Origin of the sequence: Agromyces bauzanensis, from assembly GCF_014645655.1 — a bacterium.
In the GTDB taxonomy this organism is placed as follows: Bacteria; Actinomycetota; Actinomycetes; order Actinomycetales; family Microbacteriaceae; genus Agromyces; species Agromyces bauzanensis.
The window spans coordinates 67,938-84,236 of record NZ_BMMD01000006.1; the positions used below are offsets into that span (position 1 = coordinate 67,938).

General features: G+C 71.1%; 18 protein-coding genes. 9 read left to right on the forward strand and 9 right to left on the reverse strand.

Annotated elements, in window-relative coordinates:
- Positions 1-24 precede the first annotated feature (24 nt).
- A complete protein-coding gene (locus tag IEX31_RS06970; RefSeq protein ID WP_188742714.1) occupies positions 25-1,623 on the forward strand; it encodes an ABC-F family ATP-binding cassette domain-containing protein in 1,599 nt (532 codons plus the stop codon).
- A gap of 1 nt (position 1,624) precedes the next feature.
- Here IEX31_RS06970 and IEX31_RS06975 read toward each other — a convergent pair whose 3' ends face one another.
- The 3 genes from IEX31_RS06975 to IEX31_RS06985 are packed head-to-tail and all read right to left on the reverse strand — an operon-like array spanning position 1,625 to position 3,071.
- Positions 1,625-2,461: an SURF1 family cytochrome oxidase biogenesis protein gene (locus IEX31_RS06975; protein ID WP_188742715.1), complete on the reverse strand. Its 837-nt coding sequence runs from the start codon at positions 2,459-2,461 to the stop codon at positions 1,625-1,627.
- Entirely contained in the window at positions 2,458-2,706 is a 249-nt protein-coding gene (locus IEX31_RS06980; protein ID WP_229662164.1) for a hypothetical protein, read from the reverse strand. The genes IEX31_RS06975 and IEX31_RS06980 overlap by 4 nt, the downstream gene beginning before the upstream one ends.
- Positions 2,703-3,071, reverse strand: coding sequence for a DUF3099 domain-containing protein (locus IEX31_RS06985; protein ID WP_188742716.1), 369 nt, complete (start codon positions 3,069-3,071; stop codon positions 2,703-2,705). The genes IEX31_RS06980 and IEX31_RS06985 overlap by 4 nt, the downstream gene beginning before the upstream one ends.
- Positions 3,072-3,237: 166 nt before the next feature.
- Here IEX31_RS06985 and IEX31_RS06990 point away from each other — a divergent pair, with 166 nt between their 5' ends.
- Positions 3,238-3,948, forward strand: a complete 711-nt coding sequence (locus IEX31_RS06990; RefSeq protein WP_188742717.1) for a beta-ketoacyl-ACP reductase — start codon at positions 3,238-3,240, stop codon at positions 3,946-3,948.
- A gap of 18 nt (positions 3,949-3,966) precedes the next feature.
- Here the strand turns inward: IEX31_RS06990 and IEX31_RS06995 are convergent, their stop codons facing one another.
- The 3 genes from IEX31_RS06995 to IEX31_RS07005 form a co-directional block, all read right to left on the reverse strand.
- On the reverse strand, positions 3,967-4,917 hold the full coding sequence (locus IEX31_RS06995; RefSeq protein WP_229662165.1) for an SMP-30/gluconolactonase/LRE family protein: 951 nt from the start codon (positions 4,915-4,917) through the stop codon (positions 3,967-3,969).
- 86 nt (positions 4,918-5,003) lie between these two features.
- Entirely contained in the window at positions 5,004-5,666 is a 663-nt protein-coding gene (gene serB / locus IEX31_RS07000; RefSeq protein ID WP_229662166.1) for a phosphoserine phosphatase SerB, read from the reverse strand.
- Positions 5,663-6,910 carry a glucose-1-phosphate adenylyltransferase gene (locus tag IEX31_RS07005; RefSeq protein WP_188742719.1) on the reverse strand — a complete coding sequence of 416 codons (1,248 nt, stop codon included), beginning with the start codon at positions 6,908-6,910 and terminating at the stop codon, positions 5,663-5,665. The genes serB and IEX31_RS07005 overlap by 4 nt, the downstream gene beginning before the upstream one ends.
- Positions 6,911-7,016: 106 nt before the next feature.
- Here IEX31_RS07005 and glgA point away from each other — a divergent pair, with 106 nt between their 5' ends.
- The 3 genes from glgA to IEX31_RS07020 all read left to right on the forward strand — a co-directional run bounded on the left by glgA (position 7,017) and on the right by IEX31_RS07020 (position 9,462).
- A complete protein-coding gene (glgA, locus tag IEX31_RS07010) occupies positions 7,017-8,204 on the forward strand; it encodes a glycogen synthase (RefSeq protein ID WP_188742720.1) in 1,188 nt (395 codons plus the stop codon).
- Positions 8,205-8,287: 83 nt separating this feature from the next.
- Positions 8,288-9,079: an ABC transporter ATP-binding protein gene (locus tag IEX31_RS07015; protein WP_188742721.1), complete on the forward strand. Its 792-nt coding sequence runs from the start codon at positions 8,288-8,290 to the stop codon at positions 9,077-9,079.
- 134 nt (positions 9,080-9,213) lie between these two features.
- Complete coding sequence (locus tag IEX31_RS07020) at positions 9,214-9,462, forward strand: type B 50S ribosomal protein L31 (RefSeq protein WP_173924034.1); 249 nt, start codon at positions 9,214-9,216, stop codon at positions 9,460-9,462.
- A gap of 175 nt (positions 9,463-9,637) precedes the next feature.
- On the opposite strand, the gene IEX31_RS07025 is transcribed toward IEX31_RS07020, so the two are convergent.
- The gene (locus IEX31_RS07025) at positions 9,638-10,339 is read right to left on the reverse strand and encodes an exonuclease domain-containing protein (protein WP_188742722.1); all 702 of its coding nucleotides are present in this window, start codon (positions 10,337-10,339) and stop codon (positions 9,638-9,640) included.
- Between the two features lie 113 nt (positions 10,340-10,452).
- Here IEX31_RS07025 and IEX31_RS07030 point away from each other — a divergent pair, with 113 nt between their 5' ends.
- Together IEX31_RS07030 and IEX31_RS07035 are read left to right on the forward strand one after the other, a co-directional pair.
- Positions 10,453-11,346 carry an alpha/beta fold hydrolase gene (locus tag IEX31_RS07030; RefSeq protein ID WP_188742723.1) on the forward strand — a complete coding sequence of 298 codons (894 nt, stop codon included), beginning with the start codon at positions 10,453-10,455 and terminating at the stop codon, positions 11,344-11,346.
- On the forward strand, positions 11,343-12,452 hold the full coding sequence (locus IEX31_RS07035; protein ID WP_188742724.1) for a glycosyltransferase family 4 protein: 1,110 nt from the start codon (positions 11,343-11,345) through the stop codon (positions 12,450-12,452). Before IEX31_RS07030 ends, IEX31_RS07035 begins: the two co-directional genes overlap by 4 nt.
- A gap of 39 nt (positions 12,453-12,491) precedes the next feature.
- On the opposite strand, the gene IEX31_RS07040 is transcribed toward IEX31_RS07035, so the two are convergent.
- Positions 12,492-13,274, reverse strand: a complete 783-nt coding sequence (locus IEX31_RS07040; protein WP_188742803.1) for a Sir2 family NAD-dependent protein deacetylase — start codon at positions 13,272-13,274, stop codon at positions 12,492-12,494.
- 154 nt (positions 13,275-13,428) lie between these two features.
- Here IEX31_RS07040 and IEX31_RS07045 point away from each other — a divergent pair, with 154 nt between their 5' ends.
- Together IEX31_RS07045 and IEX31_RS07050 are read left to right on the forward strand one after the other, a co-directional pair.
- A complete protein-coding gene (locus IEX31_RS07045) occupies positions 13,429-14,250 on the forward strand; it encodes a TrmH family RNA methyltransferase (RefSeq protein ID WP_188742725.1) in 822 nt (273 codons plus the stop codon).
- Entirely contained in the window at positions 14,243-15,523 is a 1,281-nt protein-coding gene (locus IEX31_RS07050; protein WP_188742726.1) for a D-alanyl-D-alanine carboxypeptidase family protein, read from the forward strand. Before IEX31_RS07045 ends, IEX31_RS07050 begins: the two co-directional genes overlap by 8 nt.
- Here the strand turns inward: IEX31_RS07050 and IEX31_RS07055 are convergent.
- The gene (locus IEX31_RS07055) at positions 15,505-16,290 is read right to left on the reverse strand and encodes an SGNH/GDSL hydrolase family protein (RefSeq protein ID WP_188742727.1); all 786 of its coding nucleotides are present in this window, start codon (positions 16,288-16,290) and stop codon (positions 15,505-15,507) included. The genes IEX31_RS07050 and IEX31_RS07055 overlap by 19 nt on opposite strands.
- Positions 16,291-16,299: the final 9 nt, after the last annotated feature.

Below are 16,299 nucleotides of genomic sequence, written 5' to 3' on the forward strand. Positions count from 1 at the left end.
CCGTCGTCCGCCCGGAGGCTCACCGTGCTCGCCGTCCATGATCTCGAGATCCGCGTGGGCGCGCGCGTTCTCATGGAGCACGTCGACTTCCGCGTGACGGCGGGCGACAAGGTCGGCCTCGTCGGGCGCAACGGTGCGGGCAAGACGACGCTCACCAAGACGCTCGCGGGGGAGACGCTCCCGACGGCCGGTCGCATCGACCGCTCCGGCCAGATCGGCTACCTGCCGCAGGATCCGCGGTCGGGCGACCCCGAGATGCTCGCGCGCACCCGCATCCTCGACGCGCGCGGACTCGGCTCCCTCGTGCTCGGCATGCACGAGGCATCCGTCGCCATGGCCAGCGACGACGCCGCGGTGGCCGAGCGCGCGATGAAGAAGTACGGCAACCTCACCGACCGCTTCACGGCGCTCGGGGGATACGCCGCCGAGGCCGAGGCGGCCTCAATCGCCTCGAACCTCAACCTGCCCGATCGCATCCTCGACCAGCAGCTGAAGACCCTCTCGGGCGGCCAGCGCCGGCGCATCGAACTGGCGCGCATCCTCTTCTCCGACGCCGAGACGATGATCCTCGACGAGCCGACGAACCACCTCGACGCCGACTCGGTGGTCTGGCTCCGCGAATTCCTCAAGAACTACAAGGGCGGCGTCATCGTGATCAGCCATGATGTCGAACTCGTCGGCGAGGTCGTGAACCGCGTCTTCTACCTCGACGCGAACCGCTCGATCATCGACATCTACAACATGGGGTGGAAGCACTACCTGCGCCAGCGCGCCGCCGACGAGGAGCGGCGCAAGAAGGAGCGCGCCAACGCCGAGAAGAAGGCGTCGGCCCTGCAGGCGCAGGCCGCGAAGTTCGGCGCCAAGGCGACGAAGGCCGCTGCGGCCCACCAGATGGTCGCCCGGGCCGAGAAGCTCCTGGCGGGCCTCGAAGAGGTGCGTGCCGTCGACCGGGTCGCGAAGCTGCGCTTCCCGACCCCAGTACCGTGCGGTCGCACGCCGCTCACGGCGAGCGACCTGTCGAAGAGCTACGGCTCGCTCGAGATCTTCACCGCGGTCGACCTCGCCATCGACCGCGGCTCGAAGGTCGTCATCATCGGCCTCAACGGCGCAGGCAAGACCACGCTCCTGCGCATCCTCGCGGGGGTAGACCGGCCCGACACCGGCGCCGTCGAGCCGGGTCATGGGCTGCGCATCGGCTACTATGCGCAGGAGCACGAGACGCTCGACGTCACGCGCACGGTGCTGCAGAACATGGTGAGCGCCTCACCGAACCTCACCGAGACCGAGGCGCGCAAGGTGCTCGGCTCGTTCCTGTTCACGGGCGACGACGTGCACAAGCCCGCAGGTGTGCTCTCGGGCGGCGAGAAGACCCGGCTGGCGCTCGCGACCATCGTCGTGTCGGGGGCGAACGTGCTGCTGCTCGACGAGCCGACGAACAACCTCGACCCCGCGAGTCGCGCCGAGATCCTCGACGCGCTGGCGCACTACGAGGGCGCCGTCGTGCTCGTCTCGCACGACCCCGGTGCGGTCGAGGCGCTGAACCCAGAGCGCGTGCTGATCATGCCCGACGGTACGGAAGACCACTGGAGCCGCGAATACCAGGAGCTCATCGAGCTCGCGTGAGCTACCGCCGGTCCAGGACCTCGTCCTCGATGTCGGCGTCCTCGCGCTCGCGCGGCGGTCTGCGCGGCTCCCGCGTCGTCGTCGGCGCGTCGGGCGACGTGGATGCCTCAGCGAGCGCGCGTCGCTCCTGGTTCGCGGCCCACCCGAGGCCGACGAACGCCATCAGCGCGAACACGAACCACTGCAGTGCATAGGAGAGGTGCGGCCCCTCGTCCCGGATGGGACGCGCCGCGGCCAGGGGCGGCTCGTCGGCGTCGGCCGCCGACTGCACGAGCACGCCGTAGGCACCCGTGTACGTGGTCGCGTCGACCCGCTCGGCGAGCTCCGCGAGGTCGAGGGTGGCGAGCTCGTTCCCGCTGGAGGTGCGCCCCGTGATGCGGTCCTCCCCGGCCTTCAGCCGCGCCTCGATCTCGACGCGGCCCGTCGGCGGCGCGGCGTAGTCGCTCGGTCGTCCGGCGGAACCCTGTGCGATCCAGCCGCGGTCGACCATGAACACGCTGCCGTCGTCGAGCCGGAACGGCGTCACGACCTCGAAGCCCGAACTGCCCTCGAACGGGCGGTTCCGCACCACGACCTCCTCGTCGGCCAGGTACTCGCCCTCGAGCGCCACGACGAGCCAGCGCTGGTCGATGTCGAACGCGGCCGGGTCGGGCAGCGCCTCGGCGACCGGCACGGCGTCGGCATCGTAGTTCACGTCGATGCGCGCCACCTCGGCGAGCGCCTCGGCGCGGCGGTTCAGCTGCCAGACGCCGAGCGCGGAGCTCGCGACGGCGAAGACGACGACGAGGGCGAGGTAGCCCGCCCACCGCGGCGACGCGAGGAACGACCACTCGCTCACGAGCCGGCCTCGGCTGCGGCATCCGTCGCGCTCACCTCGAACGCGCCGACCCGCACCGGGAACGATCGCGCCTCGAGGAATCCGCGCAGGTACTCGACGTGCTCGTCGCAGGCCAGCCACGTCTTCCACCGGTCACCCGTGTGGATGCGCGGGTTCTGCCAGTCGATGCGCCACGTGGCCGCCTCCCGGCAGGCGGCGCGCGAGCACACTCCCTGTGCGGCGTCCGCCCCGATGCCACCGATCACGCCGCACCGCGTTCGTCGTCGTGACGGCCCGCGTCGTCAGATGCGCCGCCGGGCGCGGCGTCGCCCGGTGCACCGTCGCCCGATGCCCCGGAAGGACTCGGCGGCGCAGGCACGGGCACGATGCCCCCGGGGCGCAGCACCTGCGTGTCGCGCGACGACGTGTTCACGTTCGCGAGCACCACGGCCACGTAGGGCAGCAAGATCGCGCCCGCCGCGAAGATCACGAGCCACCAGCCCTGCGCGAACAGCATGGCGAAGATGCACACGACACGGATCAACATCGCGATCGTGTACTTGATCATGCGCGCGCGGCGCTCCGCTTCCGGCGAAGGCGGCAGCGAGGTGATCGTCTGGTGCTGCTTCATCGTGGACGCCGTGGGTCGGGCGGCACTCCTCACCTTCAAGCCTACGTCCGTCTGCGCCCGACGGATGCTCCGATCGGGCGAGCCTCTATGCTGGGACGGGCCCACGGACCCGCCGGCTTCGCACCCCAGCCGGCACCCCGGCACGCACCGCAGAACGGAGTCCAGCATGACGACGAGCCGCACCGTCCTCGTGACCGGTGGCAACCGCGGGATCGGGTACGCGATCGCCCGCGAGCTCCTCGCCCAGGGACACCGCGTCGCCGTCACCGCTCGGTCCGGCGAGGGCCCAGAGGGTTCGCTCACGGTGCGAGCGGACGTCACGGATGCGGCGTCCGTCGACCAGGCCTTCACCGGCGTCGAGGCGGCGCTCGGTCCCGTGGAAGTCGTCGTGGCGAACGCCGGCATCACGCGCGACACGCTCCTCCTGCGCATGAGCGAGGACGACTTCACGAGCGTTGTCGACACGAACCTCACGGGGGCGTTCCGGGTCGTGAAGCGCGCCTCGAAGGGAATGCTCAAGGCGCGGTTCGGGCGGATCGTGCTCATCTCGAGCGTCGTCGGCCTCTACGGCTCCGCCGGCCAGGTCAACTACTCCTCGTCGAAGGCGGGCCTGGTCGGCATGGCCCGCTCGCTTACGCGCGAGCTCGGTGCCCGCAACATCACGGCGAACGTCGTTGCCCCGGGGTTCATCGAGACCGACATGACCGACGAGCTCCCCGAGGCGCATCAGGCGGAGTACCTGAAGAGCATCCCGCTCGGGCGCTTCGCGTCGCCCGACGAGGTCGCCAAGGTCGTCGCGTGGCTCGCCGGCGACGACGCCGGGTACATCTCAGGCGCCGTCATCCCCGTCGATGGTGGGCTCGGGATGGGGCACTAGCCCCAGGGCCACCGCCCGTCAACGTTCGATGCGGGTCACCCAGTACTCGGTGTCGGGCGTCGGCGGCGTGGTGAACCGGGCGTTCGGCAGGAACAGGCCGTCGCCGTACCGGGCGACCGTGGTCGGGATGTCGAACTCTGGGCTCGTGAGCGTATCGACCAGCCGGCCGGAGAAGCCCTGTGCGGCCATCGCGAACACGGCGACCTGGCTCGGCTGGTTCTGCACCACGTAGAGCTTGCGGCCGAGCACGAGCAGCCCGTCGCCGTTCGGGACCTGCGTGCCGCCGAGGTCGACCGCGATGGTGTGCTCCGCAACGGGATCGACACGGTAGAGCGTCCCAGTCGAGGAGTTCACGACGAGCAGCGCGCGATGATCGGGCGTCATCGCGATGCCGTTCGCGTTGAAGCCGGCCACCTGCACCCACTCGTCGCCGAGCGTGACCGTCCGGATCTCCGACGCGTCGGGCAGTGCGCCCGAGGGTCCGACGGGCAGGAAGTACAGCTGCGCCTGAAGGCTGTCGGTGAACCACGCGCCGTCCTGGGTCAGCACGACGTCGTTGACGAACGACGTGTTCGTGGTCAGCTGGTAGCTCGCCAGGATCTCGCCGGTCGCGGCGTCGACCACGCGTGCTGTACCGGAGGGGCCGCCCGCCACGAAGAGCCGGTCGTGCCGGTCGATCGTCAGTCCGACCGACGGGGTGCCGGGGCCCTGGCTGATGACCTCGCCGGCGCCGGTGTGCACGTCGGCGGCGTAGATGTCGCCGTCGGCGAGTGATCCGACGTAGGCGGTGCCACGTGCGTCGATCGCGATGCCCTCGGGCTGGAATCCGTCGGGCAGCTCGATCAGGTCCTCGACCGGGCCACCGCCTGACGGTGAGCCCGCGGCCTGCGCTGCGCCTGCGGCCGTGAGCGCGAGGAGGGCCGTGAGGGTGGCGGCGGTGAATGTACGTGCAACGGTGCGTCCGGACATGGGGCACATGCTACGTCGCGATCGTCGATGCGGCCAGCCCCCGCGGAGCGTTCCCGGAGCGCTTCGGCCGGCCATCGGACGCGGCCTCAGCCGCGCAGCCCGAGGAGCGCCAGCACCTGGCTCAGGTCGGGGCGGTCGATCGCGACTTCCGCTCGCTCACGCACGACGGGCTTGGCGCAGAACGCCACGCCGAGCGCCGCCCGGCCGAGCATCTCGAGGTCGTTCGCGCCGTCGCCCACCGCCACCGTGCGGTCAGGACGGATGCCGCTGGCCTCCGCCCACTCGTCGAGCGATGCCGCCTTGGCGTGCGCGTCGACGATCGGGCCGTCGACCCGGCCGGTGAGTCGCCCGTCGGCCACCTCGAGCCGGTTGGCGCGGCAGAAGTCGAGGCCGAGACGCGTGGCGAGCGGGTCGAGGAGCTCGTGGAACCCGCCCGACACGACGCCGATGCGCCCGCCGGCCGCGTGCACCCCATCGATGAGCTCGTGCACGCCCGGCGTCGGCGTCATCTGCAGCCGGACCCGCTCGAACACGGCGACATCGAGTCCCTCGAGGGTCGCGACGCGTTCGCGCAGGCTCGCGGCGAAGTCGAGCTCGCCACGCATGGCGCGCTCGGTCACGGCCGCGACGAGATCGAGGCTGCCCGCGGCACCCGCGAGCAGTTCGATGGCCTCCTCGCGGATGAGCGTGGAGTCGGCGTCGAGCACCACGAGGTGGCCGCTCGGGCGGCCGAGGTCGCCGCCCGTCACGCCGTGGCCCGCACCCTCGAGCCCTTGCCGACCACCGTGATGCCGCTGTCGGTGACGATGAAGCCGCGTGCCAGGTCTTCGGCGCGGTCGACGCCGATATGGGCTCCCGCCTCGACGACGACCTCCTTGTCGAGGATCGCGCGCTGCACCGTGGCGCCCGCGTCGATGCGGGCACGGTCGAACAGGATCGAGTCGGCGACGTGCGCCCCGGACCCGACGATCGCCCACGGACCGAGCACGCTGCGCTCGACGTGCGCCCCCGAGATGACCGAGCCGAGCGAGACGATCGAGTCGATGACGGTGCCGAGCGACCCGCGGGCGTCGCGCGTGAACTTCGCGGGCGGGGAGTTCAGCTGCTGGCTGAAGATCGGCCACTCGCGGTTGTAGAGGTTGAACACCGGCAGCACCGAGATGAGGTCCTGGTGGGCCTCGAAGAACGAGTCGATGGTTCCCACGTCGCGCCAGTAGTAGCGGTCGCGGTCGGTCGAGCCGGGCACGTCGTTGCGCCTCAGGTCGTAGACACCGGCCGCACCCTGCGACACGAACGCGGGGATGATGTCGCCGCCCATGTCGTGGCTCGAGTCCGTGCGCTCACCGTCGCGCAGCACCGCGTCGATGAGCGCGTCGGCGTCGAACACGTAGTTGCCCATCGACGCGAGCACCTCGTGCGGCGCGTCGGGCAGGCCGACCGGCTCCTTGGGCTTCTCGAGGAAGCGGTGGATGCGCTCCGGCTGCTTCGGGTCGACCTCGATGACGCCGAACTGGTCGGCCAGCGTGATGGGCTGGCGGATCGCCGCGACCGTGGCGGCGAGCCCTGACTCCACGTGTGCGTCGATCATCTGGGCGAAGTCCATGCGGTAGACGTGGTCGGCGCCCACGACGACGATGATGTCGGGCTGCTCGTCGTAGATGAGGTTGAGGCTCTGTAGGATGGCGTCGGCCGACCCCGAGAACCAGCGCTTGCCGAGTCGCTGCTGCGCGGGCACCGAGGCGATGTATGAGTTGAGCAGCCCGTTCATGCGCCAGGTCTGCGAGACGTGCCGGTCGAGGCTGTGCGACTTGTACTGCGTGAGCACCACGATCTGGCGCAGGCCCGAGTTGAGCAGGTTCGACAGCGCGAAGTCGATGAGCCGGTATTGCCCGCCGAACGGCACCGCGGGCTTCGCGCGGTCCTCGGTGAGTGGCATGAGACGCTTCCCCTCGCCGCCGGCGAGGACGATGCCGAAAACCTTGCGCGTGGCCATGTCTCCCAGCGTAGTCAGACCATGCCGCTGGCGTTCGCCGAAGTCGGGGCATGATGGGTGGGGTTGAAGATGCCGCTGACGGATGCCCCTGCGCTAGCGTTGCTGCATGCGTGTCGACCTGCTCACCCGCGAGTATCCACCCGAGGTCTACGGAGGGGCGGGGGTGCACGTCGCCGAACTCGTGCGGGCGCTGCGGCGCGACGTCGACGTCGTGGTGCGCTGCTTCGGGGCGCCCCGCGACGAGCCCGGCACCTTCGCCTACGCCACTCCGGCCGAGTTCTCGGGCCGTAACGCCGCACTCGGCACGATGGGCCTCGACCTGCTCATGGCGGGCGATGCCGCCGGGGCGGATGTCGTGCACTCCCACACGTGGTACGCGAACTTCGCCGGCTTCACCGCCAAGCGCCTGCACGACGTGCCGCACGTTGTGACCGCGCACAGCCTCGAGCCGCTGCGCCCGTGGAAGGCCGAGCAGCTCGGCGGCGGCTACCGACTCTCATCGTGGGTGGAGCGCACGGCCTTCGAGGACGCCGACGCCGTGATCGCGGTGAGCGCCGGCATGCGACGCGACATCCTGCGCGCCTACCCGGCGATCGAGCCCGAGCGCATCGAGGTCGTCTACAACGGCATCGACCTCGCCGACTGGCGGCCCAACCACGACAGCGACACGGCCCGTGCGCTGGGGCTCGACCCCGACCGGCCGTCGGTCGTCTTCGTGGGACGGATCACCAGGCAGAAGGGCATGCCGTACCTCCTGCGCGCGGCACGGCTGCTGCCCGATGACGTGCAGCTCGTGCTCTGCGCGGGGGCGCCCGACACCGACGAGATCATGGCCGAGGTCACCGGGCTCGTCGATCAGCTCCGCACCGAGCGCGACGGCGTGGTCTGGATCGACCGGCACCTTCCGCGTGCGGAGCTCACGGCGCTGCTCACGGCTGCGACGACGTTCGTCTGCCCCTCGGTGTACGAGCCGCTCGGCATCGTGAACCTCGAGGCGATGGCGTGCGGCGCTCCCGTCGTGGGCACGGCGACTGGCGGCATCCCCGAGGTCGTCGACGACGGCGTGACCGGCGTGCTCGTGCCGATCGAGCAAGCCGACGACGGCACCGGAACCCCCCTCGACCCCGACGCGTTCGTCGCGGATCTCGCCGCCGCGCTCACGCGCGTGGTCGGCGACCCCGCCACGGCTCGGGCCATGGGCGAGGCCGGTCGCCGCCGCGCCGAGGCGCAGTTCGCCTGGGACGCGATCGCGGCGCGTACCCGCGAGGTCTACGATCGCGTGCTCGCCGCATGAGAGCCGCACGTACCAGGTCGGGTGCCGCTGCGCCCACGTCGCGCGCGCGGGGCGCCTCCTCGCATCCCGATAGCATTGGTGGCATGGCGAGCACGGTTCTGGAGTTCCACGATGTGTCGGTGGTTCGAGACGGCAATCCGATCCTCGACTCGATCACGTGGAGCGTCGGATCCGACGAGCGCTGGGTGATCCTCGGGCCGAACGGGGCCGGCAAGACCACGCTGCTGCAGATCGCCGCCGCGGCGATGCATCCGACGAAGGGCACCGCCGACGTGCTGCAGGAGGCGCTCGGCAAGGTCGACGTCTTCGAGCTCCGCCCGATGATCGGCTTCGCCTCCACGGCCATGGCTCGAAAGATCCCGAAGAACGAATCCGTGCTCGACACGGTGCTCACCGCGGCCTACTCGGTCACGGGCCGGTGGAACGAGGAGTACGAGGAGATCGACCTCCGCCGTGCCCACCGCGTGCTCAAGGAGTGGGGGCTCGAGGGCTTCGCCGAGCGCCGCTTCGGCAGCCTCTCCGACGGCGAGCAGAAGCGCGTGCAGATCGCGCGGTCGGTGATGACCGACCCAGAACTCCTGCTCCTCGACGAGCCCGCCGCGAGCCTCGACCTCGGCGCCCGCGAGGAGCTCGTGGGGCTCCTCGGCGGATACGCCTCGTCGCCGGCGTCGCCGGCCATCATCATGGTCACGCACCATGTCGAGGAGATCCCGCCGGGTTTCACGCACGCGATGCTGCTCGCACACGGCAAGATCGTCACGGCCGGGCCCCTCGCCGAGGCGCTCACGTCGGAGGCGCTGACCGAGACGTTCGGCATCCCGATCGAGCTCACCGAGCGCGACCAGCGATACGCCGCTCGGGCAGCCGCGGCCTGACCAGCTCGACGTGCGAGCGCGTCGGTTCTGCTAAGATCGATAGCTGGCCCGTGGGCCACCATGCTTTCCCGCCACCGCGCACGTGCTCGTGGGTGGGATTCCCAGAACACCATCCGATCAGCAAGGAAGTCTCCATGAAGACCGACATCCACCCCGAGTACAACGCAGTCGTCTTCCGCGACCTCGCTTCGGGCGCCACGTTCCTCACCCGGTCGACGGTCACGAGCGACAAGACGATCGAGCTCGACGGCGAGACCTACCCCGTCATCGACGTCGAGATCTCGTCGGAGTCGCACCCGTTCTACACGGGCAAGCAGCGCATCATGGACTCGGCCGGTCGGGTCGAGAAGTTCAACCAGCGCTTCAAGAACTTCGGCAAGTAGACACTGCCGAACGAGGGGCGGGCGACTCCGGTTGCCCGCCCCTCGTCGTGCGTGCGACGCCGTCGGCCGTTGACGAGTCGACGGACGAATCCTTGCTCGCGCGGCGTGTCGCGGTCGTCGATCGGCGTGTCGTCCTGCGATTCGCGAATCGGTGGGCGTCCCGGGACGCCTCGCGTCAGCGCACCGGCCAGGCGCCGGAGGTCGTGAACTCGGGCTCCCCGTTCGCGCGACGCCACGCCTGGTAGCTCTCGGCCTGCTCGCGGCACCAGTCGACCTGGCGCGCGTGGAGCTCGGCCACGGCGATCGCCGCGAGCTCGGGGTGGGCGCGGGCGATCGCCTGCGCCACCCGCCCTGCGGCGACGGCATCGGCGCCGGCGTCATGCGCGTTCGGGAGGGCGACCCCGTAGTGCGCGGCCGTGGCGGTCAGCGTGCGCTTGCCGCGGCGGTATCGGTCGACGGCCTTGTCGATCACGAGCGGGTCGATGACCGGCGCGGGGCCGGGCAGGGAAGCGTGGCCGTAGCGCTCCGCCTCACGCGCCAGCACGGTGAGGTCGTAGGCGGCGTTGTACGCGACGATCGGCAGGCTCCTCTTCGCGGCATCCGTCAGCGCCTCGATGATCTCGGCGACCGCGGCGGCCGCGACCTGACCCTCCAGCCGTGCACGCTCGGTGCTCACGCCGTGGATGAGCGACGCCGCAGTGGGGATCTCGACGCCCGGATCGACGAGCCACTCGCGACGCTCGAGCACCTCGCCGCTCATGCCGATGACGCCGACGTGCGCCGTCACGATACGACAGGTGTCGACGTCGATGCCGGTGGTCTCGAGATCGAAGACGGCCAGGGTGTTCGCCCAGTGGGCGTTCGACGCGAGATCCATGGTCGAAGGCTAGAGGCGGCCACCGTCAGGGGCCGTGAGCGCGCCCGTGTGGCGCGGCATCCCGTCGCCGGAGGGACGCAGGCGCTCAGGCGCCGCGCCATAGAATGGCCGGGATGATCGCCTCCCCGTACGCCGAGCAGCTCGCTCGCATCCCCGTGCGCAGGCACCGTGTCGACGTCGCCGGCACCGAGACCGCGTGGTGGGAGTACGGACCGGCGGATGCCCCGGTGCTCGTGCTCGTGCACGGCTTCCGCGGTGACCACCACGGCCTCGAGCCGGTCGTCGCCCAGCTGCCCGGGTTCCGCATCGTCTCGCCCGACCTGCCGGGCTTCGGCGAATCGGCGACGTTCGCCGGCCGCCCGCACGACATCGAGGCGTACGCCGACTGGCTCGCGGCGTTCATCGACGTCGTCGGCATCACCGGCCCCTACGTGCTGCTCGGCCACTCGTTCGGCTCCATCGTGGCGGCCGCCGCCGTCGCGCGTGGCCTCGCTCCCGAGCGCCTCGTGCTCGTGAATCCCATCGGCGCACCCGCCCTCGAGGGCCCGCGCGCGGTGATGACGCGGCTCGCCGTGCTGTACTACCGCACCGCGGCCGCGCTCCCCGAACGGGCCGGATTCGCACTGCTGCGGAACGGCGCGATCGTGCGGGTCATGAGCGTCACGATGGCGAAGACCCGGTCGAAGACGCTCCGCCGCTGGATCCACGACCAGCACGATCGCTACTTCTCGGCGTTCGGCGACCGCGACGCGGTGCTCGAGGCGTTCCGCGCGTCGGTGAGCCACGACGTCAGCGAGTTCGCCCGCGACATCCGCGTTCCCACCCTGCTCGTGGCCGCCGAGCGCGACGACGTCACGCCCATCGAGGCGCAGCGCCGCCTCGTCACGCTGTTCGCCGATGCGAAGCTCGAGGTCATCCCCGAGGTCGGGCACCTGATCCACTACGAGACGCCCGGCGACGCGGCCGCGCGCATCCTGCGGTTCCTGCGCTCTGGAGCGCGGGCGTGAGGCTCGTCGTCGACTGCCGCTACGTCCGCGTCGGGCAGCACGACGGCATCAGCCGGTTCACCGCGGGCATCGTCACGGAGCTCGGCTCGCGGCATCCGCTGACCATGCTCATCAGCGACCACCGCCAGCTCGAGAAGCTGCCGCCGCTGCCGTGGCAGCTCGTGAGCTCGCCCACGAGCATCCGCGAGCCGCTCGTCGCGTTGCAGGTGCGCAAGCTCCGCCCCGATCTCGTGTTCACGCCCATGCAGACCATGGGCTCGTGGGGTCGCGACTACAAGCTGCTGCTGACCCTGCACGACCTCATCTACTACGAGAATCGCACGCCGCCGCACGACCTCCCCGCACCCGTGCGCCTGCTCTGGCGCCTGTACCACCTCGCCTGGTGGCCGCAGCGGATGCTCCTGAACCGGGCCGATGCGGTCGTCACCGTCTCCGAGACCACCGCCGGCCTCATCCGCGAGCACCACCTCACCGACCGGCCCGTCACCGTGGTGCCGAACGCGGCCGACGACCTGGGCGCACCGGCGCTGCCGCGCGTGCGACCCGAGGGCAAGCGGCTCGTGTACATGGGCTCATACATGCCGTACAAGAACGTCGACACGCTCGTGCGGGCCGTCGCCGCCCTGCCCGACCACGAGCTGCACCTCGCCAGCCGCATCAGCCCAGACGAGCGCACCCGGCTCACGCGGCTCGCCCCGCAGGCACGGCTCGTCTTCCACGACGGGGTGACGGATGCCGCGTACGCCGAGCTGCTCGCCGGCGCGACCGCCCTCGTGCACGCGTCCCGTGCCGAGGGGTTCGGCATCCCGCTCGTGGAAGCCATGCGGTTCGGCACGCCCGTGGTGGTCAGCGACATTCCGATCTTCCGCGAGATCGGCGGCGACGCAGCGCTGTACTTCGACCCGGCCAGCCCCGAGTCGCTCGTCGGCGCGCTGTGGGCGCTCGAGCGCGACGGGGAGTGGGAGCTGCGCTCCGCGGCATCCGTCGAGGTGGCCGCCCGCTACGACTGGGCGTCGTCGGCCGAGAAGCTGCTCGACCTCATGCGACGCTCGGTGGGGCCGGGGAGCCGACGGCGGCGGGGTCGCCGGGGCCGGGTGCGCGCCTGACCGCGGCCAAGGCCTGGAGCGACCCGGCACGCACTCGGCTCAGCGCAGCAGGGCGTCGGCCATGGCGGTGAGCGTCTCGCTGGCGCCGCCGTCGATCTTGACGGTCGCCCGGCTGTCGCCCTTGGTCACGCCGCGGTTGACCACGATGATCGGCATGCGGCGCCGGCGGGCGAACTCGATGAGGCGGATGCCCGAGTTGACGACGAGCGAGGAGCCGGCTACGAGCAGCGTGTCGGAGCCTCGCACGAGGGAGGAGGCCGCGTGGAACGTGTCGGTCGGCACGAACTCGCCGAAGAACACGACATCGGGCTTCAGCACGCCGCCGCACACCGTGCACGCGGGGATCGCCATCGACCCGACGTCGTCCACCTCGACGTCGCCGTCGGGCGCCGGACGGATCGCGGTGTCGAGGTCGACGAGCGGGTTGAGACTGGCGAGCCGGTCGGCGATCGCCTGCCGGGCGTAGTGCTGGCCGCAGGTGAGGCAGCGCACGCGGTCCATGCCGCCGTGCAGCTCGACGACGTGGCGGCTGCCCGCGCGACGGTGCAGGCCGTCGACGTTCTGCGTGACCACGCCCGGCACGACCCCGTGCAGCTCGAGCTCGGCGAGCGCGCGATGCCCCGAGTTGGGTTCGGCGGCGGCGAAGTTCCGCCAGCCGAGGTGGCTGCCCGCCCAGTAGCGCTTGCGCGCCGTCTCGGAGGCGAGGAAGGTCTGGAAGGTCATGGGCGTGCGCACGGGCGCGCCTTCGCCGCGGTAGTCGGGGATGCCGGAGTCGGTCGAGACGCCGGCGCCCGTGAGCACGGCGACGTGCGCGCCGCGCATGAGCGAGACCGCCTCGTCAAGCAGTTCGTCGGTCAGCGGCGGAGCTTCCAGGCCAGTTGCCACGTGGATCTCCCTTCGGCTGTGTCCCTCAGTGTAAACGCGTCGGTTTTCCGGTTTGTTTCGTGCTACTGGCAGGCTGGTGTGGAGGAGACCCATGCACATCGAACGAGTCCGCGACGCGGCATCCGACGAGGTGGCCGATTACGCCCGGCTCACCGACGTCTCGCTCCGCAGCGCGCACGAGCCCGCGGCAGGCCTGTACATCGCCGAATCCGCGAAGGTCATCCGCCGGGCGATCCGCGCGGGCCACCGGCCGCGGTCGGTGCTCATGGAGGAGAAGTGGCTGGACGGGCTGGAGCCCGACCTCGCGCCGTTCGACGTACCCGTGCATCTCGCCGACCCCGACCAGCTCGAAGCGATCACGGGCTACCGCGTGCACCGGGGCGCTCTCGCGGCCTTCGAGCGGCCCGTGCTGCCTGATCCGGTCGAGCTCCTCAGGGGTGCGCGACGGGTCGTGGTGCTCGAGGACATCGTCGACCACACCAACGTCGGCGCGATCTTCCGAAGCGTCGCCGCGCTCGGCGCCGATGCCGTGCTCGTCAGTCCGCGCTGCGCCGATCCGCTCTACCGTCGCAGCGTTCGGGTGAGCATGGGCACCGTGTTCCAGGTTCCGTGGACCCGCCTGCCCGAGTGGCCCGAGGCGGAATGGATGCTCCACGCCCACGGCTTCTCAGTCGCCGCGCTCGCCCTCGCCGACGACGCGGTGTCGTTGCGGGACCTCGCGGCGAACCCGCCCGAGCGGCTCGCCCTCGTGTTCGGCGCCGAGGGCGATGGCCTCAGCCGCCGCGTGCTCGAAGTCGCCGACCGGGTGGTCACGATCCCGATGGCGCACGGCGTCGACTCGCTGAACGTCGCGGCCGCCGCCGCCGTGGTGCTGTACGCCCTCGCCGTCGACCGGGAGGCCGCACATGCCTGACCGGGACCCGCGCATCGATCGCGCCAAGGTCTACCGCCGCCGCCGGATCGTCGTGTTCGGCGCGCTCGCGCTGGTGCTCGCGCTCATCGCGACGGGCGCGGTCTACACCGCCGACGCGCTCGGGGCGCCCATCCCGGCGGCGACGCCGGCCGTCACCGACCCCGAGCCCGTTGCCGCTGCACCGCAGCAGCTGAGACTCCCGGGGTTCGGCAGCTACGCGGTCGGCGCGGTCGGGTTCGACGGGCTCCTCGCCGCCGGTGAGGAGGCGGCGTCCGTGCCCATCGCGAGCATCACGAAGGTCGTCACGGCGCTCGTGCTCCTCGAGGCCCACCCGATCGCGCCCGGCGAGGGCGGACCTGAGATCGCCTACACCGACGCCGACGTCGACATCTACTGGGACATGGTCGCCCAGAACGGCTCGGTCGCACCCGTCCTGCCCGGCGCGACGCTGACGCTGCGCGAGAGCCTCGAGGCGATGCTGCTGCCGTCGGGCAACAACTACGCGATCTCGCTCGCGAACTGGGGGTTCGGCTCGGTCGACACGCTCGTCGAGCGCGCCAACGCGTGGCTCGTCGAGCACGGACTCGCGAGCACGCGCCTCGTCGACACGAGCGGCCTCTCGCTCGACAACGTGTCGACGGCCGCAGACCTCGTGCGGCTCGGCGAGATCGCCCTCACGAACCCCGTGCTGGCCGAGATCGTGGCGACGCCCGCGGTCGACATCCCCGAGCTGGGGGCGCTGAAGAACTCGAACAGGCTCCTCGGCACGCACGGCGTCGACGGCATCAAGACCGGCACGACCGATGACGCCGCCAACCTGCTCTTCTCGGCCGACGTGCCGGTCGGCTCCACCTCGGTGACGATCGTGGGCGTGCTTCTCGGCGGTGAGACGCATGCCGTGCTGAACGACGCGATCGCGGCACTCCTTGACTCGATCGCCCCGGGATTCCACGAGGTCGCGCCGCTCGAGGCGAACCAGACGCTCGCCGAATACGCGACGCCGTGGGGCGACACGGCCCGTGCGCGCACGACGGCCGCGGCATCCGTCGTCGTCTGGAACGACACGCCGGTCGACGTGGAGGTGCACGCCGAACCCGTGACGCTCGCCGCGCGCGGCGCCGAGGTCGGCACGGCCATCGTGCGCGCCGGCGCCCGGGAGATCACCGTGCCGCTCGTGCTCGACGCGGCTCTCGCCGACCCCGGCACGTGGTGGCGGCTCACCAACCCCGGTGCGCTCGACGCGGCGCGCGAGGCTCAGTCAGGCAGTGAGTAGGGCCCGGCCTCTGGGCGCTTGGCCGAGACGAAGTCGCCCGACGACTGGTGGCGGATGCGGCGCAGCACCCACGGCACGAGGTACTCGCGCGCCCACGAGAGGTCTTCGACGCGGGCCTGCCGCCACGTGCTCGTCGGCAGCGGCTCGGGCTTCATGGGCTCGAGGTCGTTCTCGACGTTGAGCGCCGCGAGCACCATGCGGGCGACCGTGTGGTGTCCCAGCGGGTTGAGGTGCAGCCGGTCGGGCGCCCACATTCGCTGGTCCTGGATCTCGGTGAGGGCCCACTGGTCGGCCACGATGCAGTCGTGCTTCTGGGCGATGGCGCGCAGGTTCTCGTTGTAGATCGCGACCTTGCCGCGGATTCCGCGGAAGACGGGGGAGAAGCCCACGTCGACGCCCGTGAACAGCACGATCGTCGCCCGGTCACGCGAGAGCCGCTCGATGGCGTGATCGAAGCGCGCGGCGATCTCGTCGGGGTCGGTGCGCGGCCGGATGACGTCGTTGCCGCCGGCTGAGATCGTGATGAGGTCGGGATGCAGCTCGAGGGCGGGCTCGACCTGCTCGTCGATGATCTGCCTGATCAGCCGACCGCGGATGGCGAGGTTCGCGTAGGCGAAGTCCTCGGTGCCGCGGGAGAGCACTTCGGCGACGCGGTCGGCCCATCCGCGGTGACCGCCCGGCACGCCGGGCTCGGGGTCGCCGATGCCCTCGGTGAACGAGTCGCCGATGGCGACATAGCGCGACCAGGGATGCTGCTGCGTGACCATGCGTCCATT